The organism is Micromonospora sp. NPDC049523 (genome assembly GCF_040676775.1).
Lineage (GTDB): Bacteria > Actinomycetota > Actinomycetes > Mycobacteriales > Micromonosporaceae > Micromonospora_G.
Genome location: NZ_JBFAPP010000006.1, coordinates 223,668 through 242,709, shown reverse-complemented (window position 1 = coordinate 242,709; position 19,042 = coordinate 223,668). Strand labels below are relative to the sequence as shown.

At 71.6% G+C, this 19,042-nt stretch carries 16 protein-coding genes; 6 read left to right on the top strand and 10 right to left on the bottom strand.

Going from position 1 to position 19,042, the window contains the following annotated elements:
* Positions 1–23 precede the first annotated feature (23 nt).
* Positions 24–1,025 (top strand): ABC transporter ATP-binding protein, encoded by a 1,002-nt coding sequence (locus AB0J90_RS11595; RefSeq protein WP_363594753.1) that lies wholly within the window; start codon positions 24–26, stop codon positions 1,023–1,025.
* The gene (locus tag AB0J90_RS11590) at positions 1,006–2,025 is read left to right on the top strand and encodes a dipeptide ABC transporter ATP-binding protein (RefSeq protein ID WP_363594750.1); all 1,020 of its coding nucleotides are present in this window, start codon (positions 1,006–1,008) and stop codon (positions 2,023–2,025) included. Before AB0J90_RS11595 ends, AB0J90_RS11590 begins: the two co-directional genes overlap by 20 nt.
* A gap of 144 nt (positions 2,026–2,169) precedes the next feature.
* On the opposite strand, the gene AB0J90_RS11585 is transcribed toward AB0J90_RS11590, so the two are convergent.
* From AB0J90_RS11585 to AB0J90_RS11570, 4 genes are read right to left on the bottom strand one after another with little or no spacing between them, the layout of a single operon-like run.
* The gene (locus AB0J90_RS11585; protein WP_363595029.1) at positions 2,170–3,426 is read right to left on the bottom strand and encodes a bifunctional glycosyltransferase family 2/GtrA family protein; all 1,257 of its coding nucleotides are present in this window, start codon (positions 3,424–3,426) and stop codon (positions 2,170–2,172) included.
* A gap of 15 nt (positions 3,427–3,441) precedes the next feature.
* On the bottom strand, positions 3,442–5,661 hold the full coding sequence (locus AB0J90_RS11580) for a glycosyltransferase family 39 protein (RefSeq protein WP_363594748.1): 2,220 nt from the start codon (positions 5,659–5,661) through the stop codon (positions 3,442–3,444).
* Between the two features lie 45 nt (positions 5,662–5,706).
* A complete protein-coding gene (locus AB0J90_RS11575; protein ID WP_363594746.1) occupies positions 5,707–7,230 on the bottom strand; it encodes a HAMP domain-containing sensor histidine kinase in 1,524 nt (507 codons plus the stop codon).
* A complete protein-coding gene (locus AB0J90_RS11570; protein WP_363594744.1) occupies positions 7,208–7,954 on the bottom strand; it encodes a response regulator transcription factor in 747 nt (248 codons plus the stop codon). The genes AB0J90_RS11575 and AB0J90_RS11570 overlap by 23 nt, the downstream gene beginning before the upstream one ends.
* A gap of 219 nt (positions 7,955–8,173) precedes the next feature.
* Between AB0J90_RS11570 and AB0J90_RS11565 the strand changes: the two genes are divergently transcribed.
* Positions 8,174–9,190 (top strand): FAD:protein FMN transferase, encoded by a 1,017-nt coding sequence (locus AB0J90_RS11565; protein ID WP_363594742.1) that lies wholly within the window; start codon positions 8,174–8,176, stop codon positions 9,188–9,190.
* Here the strand turns inward: AB0J90_RS11565 and AB0J90_RS11560 are convergent.
* Entirely contained in the window at positions 9,174–9,965 is a 792-nt protein-coding gene (locus AB0J90_RS11560) for a putative protein N(5)-glutamine methyltransferase (protein WP_363594740.1), read from the bottom strand. The two genes, AB0J90_RS11565 and AB0J90_RS11560, sit on opposite strands and share 17 nt — an antisense overlap.
* A 230-nt stretch (positions 9,966–10,195) precedes the next feature.
* Here AB0J90_RS11560 and AB0J90_RS11555 point away from each other — a divergent pair, with 230 nt between their 5' ends.
* Positions 10,196–11,185 (top strand): acetylxylan esterase, encoded by a 990-nt coding sequence (locus AB0J90_RS11555; RefSeq protein ID WP_363594738.1) that lies wholly within the window; start codon positions 10,196–10,198, stop codon positions 11,183–11,185.
* 65 nt (positions 11,186–11,250) lie between these two features.
* Here AB0J90_RS11555 and AB0J90_RS11550 read toward each other — a convergent pair whose 3' ends face one another.
* The gene (locus AB0J90_RS11550) at positions 11,251–13,104 is read right to left on the bottom strand and encodes a discoidin domain-containing protein (protein WP_363594736.1); all 1,854 of its coding nucleotides are present in this window, start codon (positions 13,102–13,104) and stop codon (positions 11,251–11,253) included.
* 261 nt (positions 13,105–13,365) lie between these two features.
* Between AB0J90_RS11550 and AB0J90_RS11545 the strand changes: the two genes are divergently transcribed.
* On the top strand, positions 13,366–14,010 hold the full coding sequence (locus tag AB0J90_RS11545; RefSeq protein WP_363594734.1) for a hypothetical protein: 645 nt from the start codon (positions 13,366–13,368) through the stop codon (positions 14,008–14,010).
* Here the strand turns inward: AB0J90_RS11545 and AB0J90_RS11540 are convergent.
* The gene (locus AB0J90_RS11540) at positions 14,007–14,858 is read right to left on the bottom strand and encodes an SDR family NAD(P)-dependent oxidoreductase (RefSeq protein WP_363594732.1); all 852 of its coding nucleotides are present in this window, start codon (positions 14,856–14,858) and stop codon (positions 14,007–14,009) included. The genes AB0J90_RS11545 and AB0J90_RS11540 overlap by 4 nt on opposite strands.
* Positions 14,859–14,987: 129 nt before the next feature.
* Here AB0J90_RS11540 and AB0J90_RS11535 point away from each other — a divergent pair, with 129 nt between their 5' ends.
* Positions 14,988–15,647 carry a TetR/AcrR family transcriptional regulator gene (locus tag AB0J90_RS11535; RefSeq protein ID WP_363594730.1) on the top strand — a complete coding sequence of 220 codons (660 nt, stop codon included), beginning with the start codon at positions 14,988–14,990 and terminating at the stop codon, positions 15,645–15,647.
* 29 nt (positions 15,648–15,676) lie between these two features.
* Here the strand turns inward: AB0J90_RS11535 and AB0J90_RS11530 are convergent, their stop codons facing one another.
* From AB0J90_RS11530 to AB0J90_RS11520, 3 genes are all read right to left on the bottom strand, one after another.
* Entirely contained in the window at positions 15,677–16,882 is a 1,206-nt protein-coding gene (locus tag AB0J90_RS11530; protein WP_363594728.1) for an MFS transporter, read from the bottom strand.
* A gap of 85 nt (positions 16,883–16,967) precedes the next feature.
* Positions 16,968–17,180 (bottom strand): DUF397 domain-containing protein, encoded by a 213-nt coding sequence (locus AB0J90_RS11525; RefSeq protein WP_363594726.1) that lies wholly within the window; start codon positions 17,178–17,180, stop codon positions 16,968–16,970.
* A 103-nt stretch (positions 17,181–17,283) separates the two neighbouring features.
* Positions 17,284–18,906 (bottom strand): amidase family protein, encoded by a 1,623-nt coding sequence (locus AB0J90_RS11520; RefSeq protein ID WP_363594724.1) that lies wholly within the window; start codon positions 18,904–18,906, stop codon positions 17,284–17,286.
* Positions 18,907–19,042: the final 136 nt, after the last annotated feature.

Below are 19,042 nucleotides of genomic sequence, written 5' to 3'. Positions count from 1 at the left end.
CTTGATTTACCGGGAGGAAACACATGCGTCACCCGCCCGACGCCGCGTTGCACGTACGCGGCCTCTCGGTAACGTTCGGCACCCGCCGTGGACCCGTCCCCGCTGTCGTCGACGTCGACCTCGACGTGGCACCCGGCGAACTGGTGGCCCTGCTCGGCGAATCCGGCTCCGGCAAGTCCGCCGCCGCCCGCGCGATGATGGGGCTCTCCGCCCCCAACGCCACCGTCACCGCCGACCGCCTCCGGCTCGGCGACACCGACCTGCTCGCGCTGCCCCAGCGGCAACGCCGGGAAGTCCTGGGCAACCGGATGAGCATGGTCTTCCAGGACGCGCTCTCCGCGCTGAACCCGGTGCTGTCCATCGGAGACCAGCTCGGCGAGCTGTTCCGCACCCACCGGCAGGTGTCCCGCAAGCAGGCTCGGGCATCGGCGATCGAGCTGCTCGGCCAGGTCGGCATCCCGGCCCCGTCCAGCCGGGTCGACGACTACCCGCACCAGTTCTCCGGCGGCATGCGCCAGCGCATCCTGATCGCGATGGCGATCGCGCTCCGCCCCGAACTCGTCATCGCCGACGAGCCGACTACCGCGCTCGACGTGACCGTGCAGGCGCAGATCCTCGAACTCCTCGACGAACTGCGCCGCGACCTGAACATGGCGGTCCTGCTCATCACCCACGACCTGGGAGTGGTCTCCGAGGTCGCCGACCGGGTGATGGTCATGTACGCCGGCCGCGTGGTCGAGGCCGGCAGCGCCGACGACCTGCTCAGCCGACCGTCACACCCCTACACCGAGGCGCTGCTGCGCTCGGTGCCCCAGGCCGAACACCGAGGCCAGGAGCTGTACGCCATTCCCGGCAGCCCACCCAGCCCCGCCCACCAGCCCGGCGGCTGCCCGTTCCACCCCCGCTGCGCGCGGGTGGTCGACCGCTGCCGTACCGAGCGCCCCGCGCTCACCGTCGTATCCGCCGGCCGTACCGCGGCCTGCCACCGCAGCGAGGAGGTGCTCCATGCCACCGTCTCCGGGTGACCTGGTGCTCGACGCCCGGGACCTGCACAAGACCTTCGCCACCGGTCGGTCCGGGATGCGCAAGTCGCGGGTCAGTGCCGTCGACGGGGTGAGCCTGCGGCTGCACGCCGGCGAATCGCTCGGCATCGTCGGCGAGTCCGGCTGCGGCAAGTCGACGCTGGCCCGGATGCTGGTCGGACTGGAGCGGCCGGACTCCGGCAGCATCGAGATCCACGGCCGCGACGTCACCCGGGTACGGGGACGCGACCGGCGGCTGTTGCGCCGGCAGGTGCAGATGGTCTTCCAGGACCCGTACACCTCGTTGGACCCCAGGATGAGCGTGCTCGAACTGATCGGCGAGCCGCTGGTCGTACACAAGCAGGTGACCAGCGACGCGGCCCGCCGCGACCGGGTCGCCGAGCTGCTCGGCCTGGTCAACCTCGCGCCCGAGTTGATGCACCGCTACCCGCACCAGTTCTCCGGCGGACAGCGCCAGCGCATCGGCATCGCCCGGGCGCTCGCCCTCGACCCCGAGGTGCTGGTCTGCGACGAGCCGGTATCCGCGCTGGACATGTCGGTCCAGGCGCAGGTGGTCAACCTGCTGCGCGACCTGCAGCGGCGGATGAACATCGCGCTGCTGTTCATCGCGCACGACCTGTCGGTGGTCCGGCACGTGGCGGACCGCACCGCCGTGATGTACCTGGGTCGGCTCGCCGAAATCGGCGACACCACCACCGTGTACGACGCCCCGGCCCACCCGTACACCCAGGCGCTGCTGTCGGCGGCTCCCGTCGTGGACCGCAACCGGCGCAAACTCGGCGACCGGATCATGCTGATCGGCGACCCACCCAGCCCGGCCAACCCGCCCACCGGCTGCCGCTTCCACACCCGCTGCCGCTTCGCCCAGGACCGGTGCGCCGCCGAGCAGCCGGTCGCCCGGCGCCTCGAGGACGCCTCGGACCGGACCGTGGCCTGCCACTTCGCCGAGGAGGCCCAGGCGACCGCGACAGCCGTCGGCTGACCGGGGCGCCCCACACTCGCCGCCGGCCGGCCGGTCCTCCTCAGCGGCCGGTCGGCGGTGCACCACACGCGCGGGTCGAACACGACGAGGAAGAGGGAGACCGCCTTCACCCGTAGCCACCCGGCGGCATCGTATCGGCGTCGATCAAATGCCTCCGGGAAGGCTGCGGGGGCTGCGCCAGGGGCTCACGCTGGTCGGTCGGCGGTGGAACAGCCAGATCCGCAGCAGCAGGAACCGCACCACCGTAGCGACGAGGTTCGCTCCGACCAGGACGAGCAGCTCCACCGAGCGGGGTGGATGGGCGACCAGGCGGGGCAGCAGCGCAAGCGCCCCGCTGGTGAGCCCGATACCGACGGCGAACACCAACAGCCCTTGGAGATGGTGCCGGGCGACGTGACGCCGGCCGCTGATGCCGAAGGTGAGCCGCCGGTTCGCGGCGGTGTTCGCCACCGCGGTGACGAGCAGCGCCAGCAGGTTCGCCGGCTGCGCGCCGATCCCGGTACGCAGCAACGCGTACAGCGCGATGTAGGCGAGGGTGCTGGCGATGCCGACGGCGGCGAACCGGACCAGTTGCCGGGGCAGGCCGGCTGGTACCGCCCCGCTCGGGGCGGTGAGCGGGGCTCGGCCGAGCTGGGCGCGTACCTCGGTCAGGGGTATCGCCCCGGTGGCCAGGCGCCAGATGCCGCGCAGGTCGGCCAGGGCGGTGGGGATGATGTCGACGCGGCTGTCCGGGTCGTCCACCCAGTCGACCGGAACCTCGTGGATGCGCAGTCCGGCCCGTTGGGCCAGCACCAGCAGTTCGGTGTCGAAGAACCAGCCGGTGTCGCGTACCAGCGGCAGCAGCCGGTCGGCGACGTCGCGACGGATGGCCTTGAAGCCGCACTGGGCGTCGGAGAACCGGGCGGCGAGGGTGCCGCGCAGCAGCAGGTTGTATCCCCGCGAGATGATCTCCCGTTTGGCGCCCCGGACCACCCGGGAGCCGCGTCCGAGCCGGGTACCGATGGCGAGGTCCGAGTGACCCGAGATCAGCGGTGCCACCAGCGGCAGCAGCGCGGCCAGGTCGGTGGAGAGGTCGACGTCCATGTAGGCCAGGACCGGGGCGTCCGACCCGGACCAGGCCGACCGCAGGGCCAGGCCGCGACCCTTGCGGTCGAGATGGAGTACGCCGACACCCGGCAACACCTCCGCCAGCTCACGGGCTACCACCAGGGTGCCGTCCACACTGGCGTTGTCCGCGATCGTGATCCGGAACGGGTACGGGAACGACTCCGTCAGGTACGCGTGCAGCCTTCGTACGCACGGGGCGAGGTCGGTTTCCTCGTTGTAGACCGGGATGACCACGTCCAGTACGGCAACGGGTCGTTCGGCTGCCCGGTGGTCGGGTAGCGACGACGGGGCGATGGAGGTCGTCACGGCTCAGTCCTCCCGGCCGGTGCTCAGGTCGTAGACGGTGGTTCCGTCGACGGTGCTGGCGGTGAAGTTCTCCGAGACCCAGGTGGCGATCTCCTGGGCGTCCTGGCTGCCGCCGTCGGCCCGGAAGCCCGAGCCACCCAGGAAGTAGTGGATCTCCCCCGCTCGTACGTACTCCTGGAACCGGGCGAGCGTGGGTGACGGGTCGCTGCCGTTGAAGCCGCCGATCGGCATCACCGGGTCACCGGTGGCGAGCTGGTAACCGGCGGCGTTGTTCGAGCCGACCGTCGCCGCGACCCAGGTGTACCCGTCCCGGTCCTGCTTCAGCAGCGCGACCATCTCGGCACTCGGCGTACGGGCGTCGAGCAACCCGCCCATGCCGCCACCGGGTCCACCCCGCTGCGCGCCGCCGCGTGTCCCGGCCCCGCCCGGCACACCGGGTACGCCCTGGTTGCCGCCACCGGGGAAGCCACCCTGGTTGCCGCCGCCCGGGAACCCGCCCTGATTGGCGCCACCTGGCACGGCACCCTGGTTGCCACCGCCGGGCACGGCACCCTGGTTGGCACCACCCGGACCGCCGCCGGGGAAGGCGCCCTGGTTGGCACCGCCAGCGAACGGGCCGCCGGGCATCCGGCCACCGCCCGGTCCACCCCGCCCACCCGGCCCGCCGAAGCCACCGCCGGTCACGGCCGGTCCGGCCGACGGGATCGCACCTGCGTGCGCGGTCGCCGCGGTGTCGAGCGAGTAACCGAGCGGTCCGGCGAGGGCGGCGAGCAGGCCGATCGCCAGCACCCCGGCGGCGGCCCAGCGGGAGGCCCGGCCTGCCGCCACCCGCGCGGTCAGCCAGCCGAGCAGGGCAAGCAGCACCGCCGCGACAAGTCCGGCGATCAGCACGGTGGGTCGCAGCCACGACTGCCACTGTGGGCTCCGGCCGAGCAGCACCCAGGACCAGCCGGCGGTGACCGCCAGCACGCCGGCCAGCACCGGCAGCGCGGCCCGGTGCCCGCGCAGCCGCCACAGCACGGTGGCACCCATGCCGACCAGCGCGGCCACCGCCGGCGCCAGGGCAACCGAGTAGTACGCGTGGAAGATGCCCTGCATCAGGCTGAAGGTGACCCCGGTGACCAGCAGCCACCCGCCCCAGATCAGGAATCCGGCCCGGCCCCGGTCCGTACGCGGCACGCGTCCGGCGACCACCAGCCCGACCACGAGCAGCAGCAGCGCGGCCGGCAGCAGCCAGCCGATCTGTCCACCCAGGTCGGAGCCGAACAGCCGCAGCCACCCGGTGGCGCCCCAGCCGCCGCCGTTACCGCCCGGACCACCGCCGCCGCCGACACTGCCCGGCTGTTCCCCGGTGATCCGGCCCAGCCCGTTGTAGCCGAGAGTCAGTTCGAGGATGCTGTTGCCCTGCGACCCGCCGACGTACGGCCGGGCGCTCGCCGGTACGAGTTCGACGATCGCCACCCACCATCCGGCGGCAACCACCAGGCCGAGCCCGGCCAGCAGGAGTTGCCGGATCCGACGCCAGACCCCGGTCGGCGCGGCGAGCAGGTACACCCCGGCGAAGACCGGCACCACCAGGAACGCCTGGAGCATCTTGGTCAGGAAGCCGAAGCCGACCAGCACCCCGGCCAGCACGATCCACCGGGTCGCCGCCGTCTCGACCGCCCGTACGCAGGCGTAGGCGCCGAGCACCAGCAGCAGCACGAGCAGCGCGTCGGGGTTGTTGAACCGGAACATCAGGGTGGCGACCGGGGTGAGCGCGAGCACCGTACCGGCGAGCAGGCCGGCGGCCGGACCGTACCAGCGTCGGACGGTGGCGAAGAGCACGCCGACCGAGGCGACCCCGGCGAGCGCCTGCGGGACGAGGATCGCCCAGGAGTTCAGACCGAAGATCCGTACGGACAGGGCCATCAGCCACATCGCCGCCGGTGGTTTGTCCACCGTGATCGAGTTGGCCGCGTCCGAGGAGCCGTAGAAGAGTGCCTCCCAGCTCGCCGAGCCGGCCTGGGCGGCGGCCGAGTAGAACGAGTTTGCCCAGCCGGAGGCCCCCAGTCCCCACAGGTAGAGCAGGGCGGTCGCGAGCAGCAGCGCGGCCAGCGCCGGTCGCACCCAGGCCGGCGACCGGGGCACGGCGGTCTCGGCCACCGGCAGGTCGGCCTCACTCGGCGCGGTTTCGGGTACGTCGGGCGCCGCGCTCGTCGGCAGAGTCTCTGATCGGGTCATGCCGGCAAGATTCGACGGGCCGGCTAGGTCGATCCGGTGAGTGACCTATGTGTCCGCTGTGAGTCGCGGCAGCCGTACCGTCAACGCGGTGTGCCCGGGACGGCTGGTCAGGGTGACCGTGCCCCGGTGCGCCTCGACCACGGCGGAGACGATCGCCAGCCCCAGCCCGGTGCTGCCGACCGCCCGGGAACGCGAGCTGTCCCCGCGTGCGAACCGCTCGAAGACCTCGCCCTGCAAGGCCTGCGGTATGCCCGGACCGTCGTCGAGCACGGTGAGCGCGACCCCGTCCGAGCCGACCTCGGTCAGGCTCGTGGTGACCGTGGTGCCCGGCGGCGTGTGCGTACGGGCGTTGGTCAGCAGGTTCGCCAGGATCTGGTGCAGCCTGGCCGGGTCGCCGTCGACGCAGACCGCCCGGTCGGGCAGGTCGAGCCGCCAGCGGTGCTCCGGTCCGGCCACGTGCGCGTCGCTGACCGCGTCGACCGCGAGCGCGCTGAGGTCGACCGGTTCGACCGCCAGCGGGCGCCCCGCGTCGAGCCGGGCGAGCAGCAGCAGGTCGTCGACGAGCGCGGTCATCCTCGTCCCCTCCGACTCGATCCGGCGCAGCGCGTGCGCGATGTCGGGCGGGACCGGGTCCCGGCCACGCCGGGTCAGTTCGGCGTAACCGCGGATCGCGGCGAGCGGCGTACGCAGTTCGTGGCTGGCGTCGGCGACGAACTGGCGTACCCGGGTCTCGCTGGCCTGGCGGGCGGCGAGCGCTCCGCCGACGTGACCGAGCATCCGGTTGAGCGCCGCGCCGACCTGGCCCACCTCGGTACGCTGATCGGTGTCGCCCTCCGGGACCCGTACGGCGAGCGCCACCTCGCCCCGGTCCAGCGGCAGTTCGGCGACCCGCCCGGCGGTGGCCGCGACCCGGCGCAGCGGACGCAGCGACACCCGCACGATCAGCGCCCCGGCGGTGCCGGCGAGCAGCAGTCCCCCGGCCGCGATCCCCGCCTCCATGCCGATCATCTGCCAGACGGTCTGCTCCAGTTCGGTCAGCGGCAAACCGGTCACGATCACCTCCCCGTTCGGCATCTGCCGCGCGACCAGCCGATAGTCGCCCAGGTCACCGAGGGCCCGGGTACGCGGCTCGCCGTCGGCCGGCAGGCCGGCGAGCGTCGGCTCCTGCGCGGCCGGCACCGCCTCCCGTTCGGTGGTGGTGTCCGCGGGCAGCGTCACGGCCCACTCGACCTCGCCGTCGTCCACGGCGGCGGTCAGGGTGCCGATCGGCTGCCCGCGCGGAAACGGGTCACCCGGGCCGAAGGGGTTCCCCGAGCCGGACGGCACGCCGGGCGGACGGCCGTTCGGCGGACCGTTCGACGAACCGCCCGCGCGTCCGGCGACCGTACTGAGCTGCTGGTCGAGTTGCTTGATCAGCGAGTGGCGCAGCGCGATCGTGGTGGCGGCGCCGATCAGCACACAGACCACCGCGAGCAACGCGACCACGGCGGCGACCAACCGGGCCCGTAACGACCAGCCGGTCAGCCGGCGGCGCAGCGCGGGGGACTCAACCGGCGGGCTTGAGGACATAACCCGCCCCCCGCAGGGTGTGGATCATCGGCTCCCGACCGGCGTCGATCTTCTTGCGCAGGTAGGAGATGTACAGCTCGACGATGTTGGCCTGGCCGCCGAAGTCGTAGTTCCAGACCCGGTCCAGGATCTGCGCCTTGCTCAGCACCCGGCGCGGGTTGCGCATCAGGTAACGCAGCAGGTCGTACTCGGTCGTGGTGAGCGCGATGAGCTGGCCGGCGCGACGTACCTCGTGGCTCTCCTCGTCCAGGGTCAGGTCACCGACCACCAGTACCGCGTCGGGCTGGGTGGCGACGCCGACTCCGGCGCGGCGCATCAGCCCCCGCAACCGGGCCACCACCTCCTCCAGGCTGAACGGTTTGGTCACGTAGTCGTCGCCGCCGGCGGTGAGGCCCGCGATCCGGTCCTCGACCGAGTCCCGCGCGGTGAGGAAGAGCACCGGCATGGCCGGGGCGTGCCCGCGCAGCCGGCGGAGCACCTCAAGTCCGTCCAGGTCAGGCAGCATGACGTCGAGCACGACCGCGTCCGGCTGGAAGCGCTTCGCCTGGCGGACCGCGGCCAGTCCGGTGTCCGCGCTGCGCACCTCCCAGCCCTCGTAGCGCAGCGCCATGCAGAGCAGGTCGGTGAGCACGGTCTCGTCGTCCACGACCAGCACCCGGACCGGTTCGCCGTCGGGGCGCCGCAGCTCGATGTGCCGGCCGGAGGGTCGCGCGTCCGTCGTCATCCGTCCATGCTGCCGCCGGCCGCTGTGCCCCACCTCGGCGGAACCTGTGTGCCGGCTGTGTAAGCCGCCGCCGCACCGCACGCCGATGACGCGGACGAGAACGGCTCACGACCCGGACGACGCCGGCTTACACAGCGGACGCACAGGTGCGACATACGAGCAGTTCAGCAGGCCCGGCGACGGTGGCGGGGTGGTTCGGGCGACAACCGGGAGGGCACCATGGCGGAGGCACGCTGGTCGGATCGCGGCACCGAGGTGCGGGTGGTGGTGACCGGGACGGAAACGTCCCGGGTCGCCCGTCGCCTGGTCACGGCGGAACTCGCCGCCCTGAACCGGACCCACGGCCACCGTTGGGGTGGCAGCGAGCTGTCCCGGGTGCACCGCGCCGCCGGCACGCCGGTACGGATCAGCGCACGCCTCGCCGAGCTGGTCGCCGCCGCTCTGGCCGCCGCCGAGCTGACCGACGGTGACGTGGACCCGACGGTGGGCGCCGCCCTGCTGCGGTTGTCCCGGCCGGGCCGCGACCCGTGGCTACCGGTGTGCGGATCATCGCTGCGCCCGACCGCGGAACGGGACGGCTGGCGGCGGGTGGGACTGCGTGATGGTTCGCTGACCGTACCGGCACCGGTGCTGCTCGACCTGACCGCGACCGCACGGGCGGTGACCGCGCGGCGGTGCGCGAACCTGCTCGCGGCACGTATCGGTGACGGCGTACTGGTCGCCCTCGGCGGCTGTGTGGCGACCGCCGGCCCACCACCGCCGGGCGGCTGGCGGGTGCCGATCGGCGGTGTCACCCTCGGGCTGGCCGGTGGCGCACTGGCGCACACGCGCACCACCGGCCGCGGCCCGGCAAGGCCGATCGTCGACCCGCGCACCGGGCTGCCACCGGCACCGGTGTGGCGGGACGCCACGGTGGCGGCGGCCGACCCGGTAACGGCGAAGGCGCTGAGCCTCGCCGCGCTGGTCCGCGGCGCGGGCGCCCGGTCGTGGCTGGCCGGGCTCGGGACGAACGCCCGCCTGGTCGCGATGGACGGCACCGTCGAGACGGTCGGCGCCCTCGTCGGTGTGCCGCCGGTCGCCGGCAGCGGCGCCCCGGACGAAGTGCAGGCGGTCGGCGGCATCGACGCCCCGGACGGGACGCAGATGGCCGGCGCCATCGACGCACCTCACGAAGCGCGGACGGTCGGCGGCGTCGACCTCCCGGCCGGAGCGCAGGCGGTCAGCAGCGGCCGATGACCACCGTGGCGTGCAGTTCGTCGTCGCCGGCCAGCCCGGGCGTGAGCCCGGCCCCGGCGAGCACGGCAAGCGCCGCGTCGACCTGGTCCACGCTGGTCTCCAGCAGCAGGTGCCCGCCCGGCACGAGCCACTCGCGAGCGTCGGCGGCGACCCGGCGCAGCACGTCGAGGCCGTCGGCGCCGCCGTCGAGCGCCACCAGCGGCTCGTGGATCCGTGCCTCCGGCGGCAGCAGGTCGACTGCCGCGCTGGGCACGTAGGGGACGTTGGCCACCAGCACGTCGACCCGACCGCGCAGCGCGACCGGCAGCGGGTCGTACAGGTCACCGGCGTACACCAGGCCACCGACGGGGTCGAGGTTGCGCCGGGCACACCGTACGGCGGCCGGCTCGATGTCCGCCGCGTGCAGCGACACGCCGTCGACGCGGTCCGCGATGACCCGGCCCACCGCACCCGTACCGCAGGCCAGGTCCACGATGGTGGCCTTACGCGGGCAGAGCGCCACGGCCCGTCGCACGAGCAGTTCGGTACGCCGACGCGGCACGAAAACCCCCGCGTCGACCGCGATGCGCAGCCCGCAGAAGTCGGCCCAGCCGACGATGTGTTCCAGTGGCAGTCCGGCGACCCGCCGTTGCACCATCGAACGCAGGGTGTCCGGCTCGGGGGCGGCGTCGATGAGCAGTTGCGCCTCGTCCTCGGCGAACACACAACCGGCGGCGCGCAGCGTACGGATGATGGCGGTGCGGCTCAACGCCGGGGTGGATTGGGAAGTCGACATGTCTGACCCTTCGGGACGCCTGTGGGCGCTCCCGCGGTTACCATGGCTCGACCTAGATCAAGAAAGCCAATGGCGCCGCCCGGTGGGAGCACCCGCCGTTCGTGACGAGAATCGGTCCCACCTCCTCGGGGCAGCAGCGAACTGAGGACGGCAACGTTACCCTCCGTTCCTCCTCGGCCGACGGCGGGGTGGTCACCGGCTACGGCGCGTACCCGAAAGGAGCGCCCCTCATGCTGGTCGACTGGCCCCTGGACCGCCTGCGCGACTACCTGCCGACGCGTACCGAGCCGGAGGACTTCGACACCTTCTGGGCCGACACACTGGCCGAGGCGAGGGCCACGCAGACCCCGGCCCGGTTCGAGCCGTACGACGCCGGGCTGGCCACCGTACGGGTGTACGACGTGACCTTTCCCGGTTTCGCCGGGCAGCCCGTACGCGGTTGGTTCCTGGTCCCCCGGCACGCCACCGGCCCACTCCCGTGCGTGGTCGAATACCTCGGTTACGGCCGGGGGCGCGGCCTGCCGCACGAGTGGCTGAGCTGGAGCGCCGCCGGTTACGCGCACCTGGTGATGGACACCCGGGGGCAGGGCGGCGCCGGCTCGATGGCGGGCGACACTCCCGACCCCGACCCGGCCGGCGGGCCGCAGACTCCCGGCTTCATGACCCGGGGCATCGCCGACCCGCAGACCTACTACTACCGGCGGGTGTTCACCGACGCGGTCCGGGCGGTCGACGCGGCCCGGTCCCACCCCCTGGTCGATCCGGAGCGGGTGGTGGTCGCCGGGATCAGCCAGGGCGGCGGCATCGCGATCGCGGTCAGCGGACTGGCCGAGGGACTCGCCGCGGTCATGCCGGACGTGCCGTTCCTCTGCCACCACCGACGGGCCACCGAGATCACCGACGCCCAGCCGTACGCCGAACTGGTGACCTACCTGAAGACGCACCGGCACCGGGTCGAGCAGGTGTTCACCACGCTGAGCTACTTCGACGGGGTGAACCTCGCCGCGCGGGCGGACGCTCCGGCGCTCTACTCGGTGGCGCTGATGGACGCGGTCTGCCCGCCGTCGACGGTCTTCGCCGCGTACAACCACTACGCGGGGGCGGCCAAGGAGATCAGCGTGTGGCCGTACAACGGCCACGAGGGCGGCGCCGGCTTCCAGCAGCAGGTCCAGCTCCGCTGGCTGCGCGACCTGCTCGGCGACGCGGCACCGGAGATCTGAGCGGGGCCCGGGTGCGGTCTGCTCGACCGCACCCGGGGACGGTCGCTCCCGGCGGCAACGGCCGGTCAGCTCGCGTACGCCTCCAGCTCGAAGATCCGAGCCGCCCGGTCACTGTCGCTGGTCGGCGTCAGCACGTTCACCCGGACGTACCGGGCCGTGACCGGGGTGAAGGTGTGCGTGGTGACGTTGGCGGTGTTGCCGCGTACGGACGCGACCGTGCTCCAGGTGGTGCCGTTCGTGCTGGTCTGGAGGTCGAAGTCGCGGGTGTTCCAGGCCGGTTTCTCGCCACCGGCACCGGAGTGCCGGACCACGAACCTGCCCACCTGCTGGTTGGACTGCAGGTCCACCCGCAGCCACTTGGAGGTGCCGAGCGAGCACCACTTGTCGGCGTTGCCGGCGGTCCAGCTTCCGTTGACCGCCTTGGCCGGTGCCTCGGCCGCCGCGCACTGGCTGTCGGCGGTGGCCGGCTTGTTCAGCGCCAGGTTGGTGGTGGTCGGCGGCGCCGGGGTGTAGAGGCGGATGTCGGTCAGGCTGGCGCTGCCCTCGTACACGTTGGTGTAGAGGTCGCCGATGACGAAGTAGTCCGGGTACGCCGAGCCGGCCGGCCACTGGTTCGCCCAGGTCGTGCTGCCGTTGTTGTCGTTCTGCACCAGGTTGTTGTTGAAGCGGCCGTCGTACTCGCCGGGTTCGGTGTTGTAGTGCCAGATCGGGGCGTTGTTGACGATGAACGGGCGGTGGAACCGGATCGTCTTCTGCCCGACCCGGGCGAAGTTGCCGCTGGCCTCCAGGACGTATCCGGTGGCGTCGCGCTCGATGGCAAAGGTGTAGAACTCGTTCGGCATCAGCTCGGGCTGCAACTCGGCGGCCGAGGAGAGCTGCTGCTCGGCGACACCACCGGAACAGTTGGTCATGAACCACTGCGAGTTGCCGGCGAGTCCACCCGGCCCGGGGTTCCAGTTCGGCAGGCCACTGATCCACATGTTGACGGTGTTGAAGTTGCCGTCCCGGTAGTTGTAGTACTGGTTGGTGTTGGAGTTGCAGACCCGGCCACCGGTGCCGCTGCCGACCCGGTCGGGATGCTGGGAGAACGAATCCATCAGCACCTTGCGGCGGTAGTGCCAGAAGTGGTTGTTCCGGGGCGCCGGGTTGGCGAAGTCCACGATCGACAGGAAATGGAAGCCGTTGTAGCCGTACGGGCCGGAGCGCACGTCCTGCCACTCGCAGTAGGGGGCGGAGGCGTCACCGGACCAGCCGGGGCTGTTCGAACCCTCGCCCCACGGGTGCTGGGTCTTGCAGCCCGAGGTGCTGTAGCCGTTCACCCGGCCGCCGTACTCGATCGAACCGTTGCGCTTGCCGCCGAAGTCGATGGTCTTCAGCTTGTACTCGATGCGGTACTGCGACGGCAGCTTGTTGGTCGGGCGGAAGATTGCCCCACCGGTGTGGTCAGGCACGTTCAGCACCGCCACGTTGCCGCCGCCCTGGGCCTGGGTGGTGATCGACGGCGGCGCCTCGATGACACCGTTCTTGTCCCAGTCGCGGGCCGACAGCGACGCGGTCAACCAGCCGTTCTGCCCGACCGGGAACTCCTTGCGGTACGTGTTGAAGGAATTGAAAGCGGTGTTCCAGTCCGGCCCGTAGTCGTTGCGGTACCACTGCCCGGAGTCGTCCATGATCGTGTCGAACGGGTTGGCGTAGGTCTCCCGCACCCAGGGCGCGTTGCCCGGGTTGACCGGGGTGGAGAAGTCCTCGGAGTAGAGCAGGTTCCAGGCCACCTGGGCGCCGACGTCGCCAGCGGGGGCCGGACCGTCGGCCGGGGCGGCGACGGTCACACCGGGTACGAACGAGGTGAGCGCCACGACGCCCGCGGTCAGTGCGGCCACGACCGTACGGCGGCGCGGACCGCCGATGTTCCTGTGCATGATTGCGTACGACCCTTCACTCGACGGGTAAAGGCTTACACGGTTCGGTGATTGTGGACGGCGCGCCGATCGCCATCCGATTTCCGCTTAAGTAATTCGAGTAACTCGAATTACGCGACCATTTCCGGCCGGTATCAGGAATCGTTACACCAGAAACGATGTCCGTCAATCCGAGCCGGTGCGGGGCGTACCTGTTTGGATCTTCGTGCGGGGCGTGGGCGATGATGGGCGCGCCCGTACCCCACCAGTGAGGACGTCGACGTGAGCGCAGGAAGCATCGTCTCGGCCCCGGACGGCCAACCGGTCGTGCTGGGCGAGATCGGCCAGCGGGTCCTGCTGGTCAACCCCCGGGTACGGGTCTGGGAGGTCCAACTTCCGCCGGGCGGGTCACAGCCCTGGCACCTGCACCACAACCCGTACGTGGTGTTGAACCTGGAGACCTCGCCCTGTCGGATGGACTGGCTCGACGGCAGCCCGGCCCGGTTCCTGTCCGAGCAGGTCGGCGGGGTCGTGCACCGGCCGGTGTCCCCCGTGCACATGCTCACCAACTACGGCGAGGCGAACTACCGCAACCGGATCGTCGAGTTGCTGGACCTCGGCGAGGAGGCGTCCGGCGTACCCGATCCGGCTCTTCCCGCCGCGCGGGCCGCCACCGACGGTCTCGCCCTGACCGAGGTCTTCGCCGACGACGAGGTACGCGTCCGGGGCGTCGAGGTCGAGCCCGGCGCCCGCCACCGGTGGCAGGCGGGCGACGTCCCGGTGGTCGTGATCGGCCTTTCCCACCCGGACACCGACGGCGTCCACTACCTGGCGCCGGGCGGGCAGCACGAGTTCGCCGCCGACGCGACCGGGCCGCACAGCTTCCGCCTGGTCGAGCTGACCTATCTGGGCGGCGACGGACGCTAGCTCGTCGCGTCCCCGGGCAGGGAGGAGATCAGTCGGTTGGTGAGGCGGTGCAGCCGCATCGCCGCCACCGCATCGGCGTCGGCGGACCCCGGCGACAGGTCGACCCGGCGTTCCCGCATGAACGCGGACACCGGCTCGGCCGGCGGCGCGTCGATGACGGCGACGATCGGCACGATGCCCTCGCCCACCGGCCTGGCCGTGAGCCGCATCGCCGCGACCTGGGCGGCCGTCGCTTCGTCATAGTCGCCGGAGAAGCTGGTCGCAACCCCACCGGGATGGACCAAGACATATCGCGTACGGTTCGTCGGGTATACCGCCGTGGACGCGATGCCGAGCAGGTCGTTCGCCCGGCCGGCCTGGAACTGTGCGGTGAATCCGTCGTAGTCGCGAGCCAGCCCCGGGTCGTCCCAGCGGATCTCCGGCTTCGATATCCCCGGCCCGGAGACGTTCACGATGACCGGTCGGGCGGCCCGTTCCAACTGTGCGACCAGACCATGACCGAGCAGGAACCGGCTCAGGTAGTCCAACGCGAACGTGGCCTCCAGCCCTTCGATCGTCTCGGTACGGTTCGACCGGTAGTGCCGGGCGCAGAACACCAGCACGTCGACCACCGGGCACGTCGCTGCGATCTCCGCGACGACCCGCCGGTTCTCCGCCACCAGACTCAGGTCGGCCCGGATGAAGTGTGCCCGCGACCGGGCGCCGTCCCGGTCGGCGTCGGCCAGGAAGTCCGCCCCCTTTGCCGGGTCGCGACCCACGATGACGACGGTGTCACCACGTCCCAGGTAGGTCGAGGCGAGCGCCCGACCCATGCCGTCGGTGCCACCGGAGATCACGATGGTGCGCACGGATGTCGCCTCCCACAATCTGAACTTGCCGGTTCAATTTTCCGATCCGGACGGTAGTGCAGAACCCGGCTGGAAACAAGACTGAACCCGTTGGTTCAGCCCGCCGTGGTGAACGGCTAGAGTGCCGGAGTGAACACAGCGACGTCTTCGGCCGCGCCGGGGCAACACGTCCCACGGGGGCGCATCGACAAGCGGCAGGCGATCCTGGACGCGGCGTTCACCGTGTTCGCCCGACACGGTTTCGCCCTGGCCTGCGTGCAGGAGATCGCGACCGAGGCCGGCGTCGCCAAGCCCACCGTCTACAACCACCTGCACGACAAGGAGACCCTGTTCCGGCACGCGATGGAGGCGGCAGCCAACCGCGCCATGGCCGAGAACCTGGCCGTCGTCGACCAACTGACCGATCACGGCGCAGACGTACGGGCCGCGCTGGACGAGGTCGGATACCAGCTTCTGCAGCGCCACTGCGACGACCGGTCCTGGGCACTGCGGCGGTTACTGAACGCCGAGGTCAACAGGTTCCCGGACCTGATCGACATCGCGCACGCGACCGGGGCCAACCGGATCACGCAGGCCCTGGCCGACCGGGTGGCCCGACTCACGCTCGCCGGTCACCTGGCCGCCACCGAACCGGTCGAGGCAGCCGAACAGTTCCTCGCTCTGCTCACCGGCCCGATGGAGAGCCGTGCCCGGCTCGGCACCCGCCCGGTTCCCGACCGGGAACTACGGGCGGTCGCGCGGGCCGCCGTCCGCACCTTCCTGCGGGCGTACGGCGAAGGTCGGGCATAGACCGGGGAGCGTGCGAATCTCGCATGCGCTCAGCCCGGCTCCGCCACGACGAGTGCGCCGCGGCGTCCGGCCGCCCACACGGTGAGCGCGAAACAGCTCAACACCATGCCGGCGATCGTCACGGCAGTCCACCCGCCGACGGACCAGAGCGTGGCAGCGGCGGCGGAACCGATGGCGCCGCCGATGAAGTTGCTCGTCACGTAGGCCGTGTTCAGCCGACTGCGGGCCTCGTGGGAGACGGCGAACACCCGTAGCTGGTTGAGGATGCCCAGCGACTGCAGGGCGACGTCGAGGACGACGACCACGACGAGGATGAGCAGCACGGAACGGCCCGCGAAGACCCCGACGACGAAGCTGAACAGAACCACCGCCCAGGCCACGCCGGTGGCCGGCAGCGACCAGCCACGGTCATGGAGGCGGCCGGTGCGCCCGGCGGCGAGGGCACCGGCGAGGCCGGCGAGCCCGAACAGCCCGATGACCGACACCGGGTAGTCGAACGGCGGTGCGCTGAGCAGGAACGTGAGGGCGGTCCAGAACATCGAGAACGTAGCGAAGCCGGTCGCCCCGAGGGCCAGGGTCCACCGGACGGTCCGGTGCCGCGCTACCAGTGCCGCGACGGAGGCGATCAGCGCGGGGTAGGCCAGGCGCGTCTTGGGCGCGAGTGGCGGGATGGCCCGGTACAGCATTGCCGCGAACCCGACGGTGACAATCGCCGCGACGGCGTAGATGGCACGCCAGCCGGCGACGTCGGCGACCAGGCCGCTGATCGTACGGGACACCAGGATCCCGATCAGGATGCCCGACGCGACGGTTCCGACCACGTGCCCACGCTGGGAGTCGTCGGCAAGGTCCCCGGCCAGCGGGGTGAGAATCTGCCCGGCGACGGTGGTCAGCCCGAGCGCGGTGATCGCGACGAAGAGGACCCCGATCGACGGTGCCACCGCGCATGAGGCGAGCGCGGCGGCGGCACAGAGCATCATCACCGGAATGAGCCGCCGCCGGTCGAGTACGTCACCGAGCGGCACGATGAGCAGAATCCCGGCCGCGTAACCGATCTGGGTCACGGTGACGAGCAACCCCGCCGTCGCCGGTGAGGTGTGCAGACCTCGGCCGACGAGGTCGAGCAGCGGCTGCGCCCAGTACAGGTTGCCGACTGCAGCACCGGCGGCAACGGCGAACAGGAGGGTCAGCCCACGGGTCATGACTCCGGACCGCGGCACCGCTTGAGCTGTCACGCCGCCATTCTCACTCAGAATGGTGGCGACCGGGACGAGCCCGGACCCTCGACACTGGCGAGCAACCAGGCTCGTGCAGCGCGGTTCAGTCCCTGATGGTGGCGACGAACGCGCGCCAGGCAGTCGGATCGAAGGTCAGGATCGGTCCGCGCCGGTCCTTGCTGTCCCGTACGCCGACCACCCCGGCGACGTTGTCCGCGACCTCGACGCAGTCCCCGCCGCTGTCCCCGCTGCGGCTGCTCTTGCGCCACCTGCATTTTCTGAAAGGGTGGTTGTCCGTCGTGGGTTGAGCCCTCATTCAGTCAAAGTGTGCGGATCTTGTGGGTGTGGCGGGGGTGGGGCGGCCCCGCCGACACCGGTGGGTGTCGACGGGGCCGGATGGGGCAAACCGGTGGGTCAGGTCACGGGGCGCAGTTCGAGGCGCGTCGCTCCAGCGAACTGCACCGGAACAGCGACGGGTTCACCTGGGACGGCGGGAGCCACTTCTTCGACGCCTGCTCGTAGTCGTAGGCGAGGGCGAGCAGGGACGCCTCGGTGTAGGCGGTGCCCAGGAAGGACAGGCCGACCGGGCGGCCGTTCGCCGGGTCGTACCCGATCGGCACGGCGACCGACGGGTACTGGGCGCGGGCGCCGATGCCGGCCGAACCGCTGCCGACGAAGACGATCGCGTCGAGGGTCTGCGCCCGCAGCACCGAGTCGATCCGGTCCCGCGCTCCGGCGATGCCGGTGTCGCGGTTGGTCTCGTACGCCGCCTTGGCCACCGGGTCGGTCAGGTCGATGTTGTTCGACGTGACGAGCTGGGTCTGACCGAACTTGATCGTCCCCTCGGCGGCGTGCGCCAGGTTGTACCGGACCACGTCGTCCAGGGTGTTCATCGGCGCGCTGCGCGGCAGCCGGGCCAGGTACGCGTTCAGGTCCCGCTTGAACTCGTAGTCCAGGATGCCCGGCGGCAGGCCACCGGTGGCGACCGTGACCGGTACGACCTCGGCGCCCTGAGCCCGGATCACGTCCAGCGCCTCGTTGAACAGCACGCCCTGGTTGCCGGTCGGGCTGCTGGCCACACCGATCCGCCTGCCCTGCAACGCGGTGGTGGACAGCGCGCGGGTGTAGTCGGTGCCGACCACGCCGCTGCTGGTGGCGGTGATCGGGTCCTCCGGGTCGATGCCGGTCAGCGCGGTGAGCAGTGCCGCGGCGTCGTACACCGAACGGGTCATCGGTCCGGCGGTGTCCTGGCTGGCCGCGATCGGGACGACCCCGGTCCGGCTCACCAGGCCGACCGTCGGCTTCACCCCGACCAGCGAGTTCGCCGCCGACGGGCTGAGGATGGAACCGGAGGTCTCGGTGCCGATCGTGACGGCGGCGAGCGCCGCCGCGGCGGCCGAGCCCGAGCCGGAACTGGAGCCGCTCGGTGTCTGGCTCACGTCGTACGGGTTGAGCACCTGGCCGCCGAGTCCGCTGTAACCGGACGGCATGCCGTTGGTGGTGAAGTTCGCGAACTCGGTCAGGTTGGTCTTGCCCAGGATGATCGCCCCGGCCGCACGCAACCGGGTGACCAGGAAGGCGTCCTTCGACGGGTACGAGTCGGCCAGTGCCAACGCCCCGGCGGTGGTGGGCAGCCCCTTGACGTCGATGTTGTCCTTCACCAGCACCGGAATGCCGTGCATCGGTCCCCGGGCGCGGCCCTTGCGCCGGTCGGAGTCGGCCTGGCGGGCCTGCTCGACCGAGTCTCGGGTGAGCACCCGGACCGCGTTCAGGCCGGGGCCGTTGGTGTTGAGTGCCCGGATCCGCTCCAGGTACGCCTCGACCAGTTCCTCGGAGGTGACCCGGCGGGCGTTCAGCGCGTCGCGCAGCTGCGGGATGCTGGCGCGCTCCAGGTCGATCGGGAACGGCCGGTCGCGGTTGGTCGCCTCGGTGGGCGTACCGACCGAGGTGGCGACGAGCGCGGCGACGGCGGCGAGGGCCGCGGTGAGCAGGGCAAGCCGGGACAGACGTCGCGGCCGGGGTACCGCAAGGGGTTGATGCACCAGTACGACCCTTCGATGAGGCCGCGCCCGGCCATGTGGGGGAGGCCGGGCGCGGAGTGGATCTCGAGACGTTGTGGATCTAGAAGAAGGACACGGCCCCGCTGTTTTGGGCTCGCGTCGGACAGATTGCCACGCG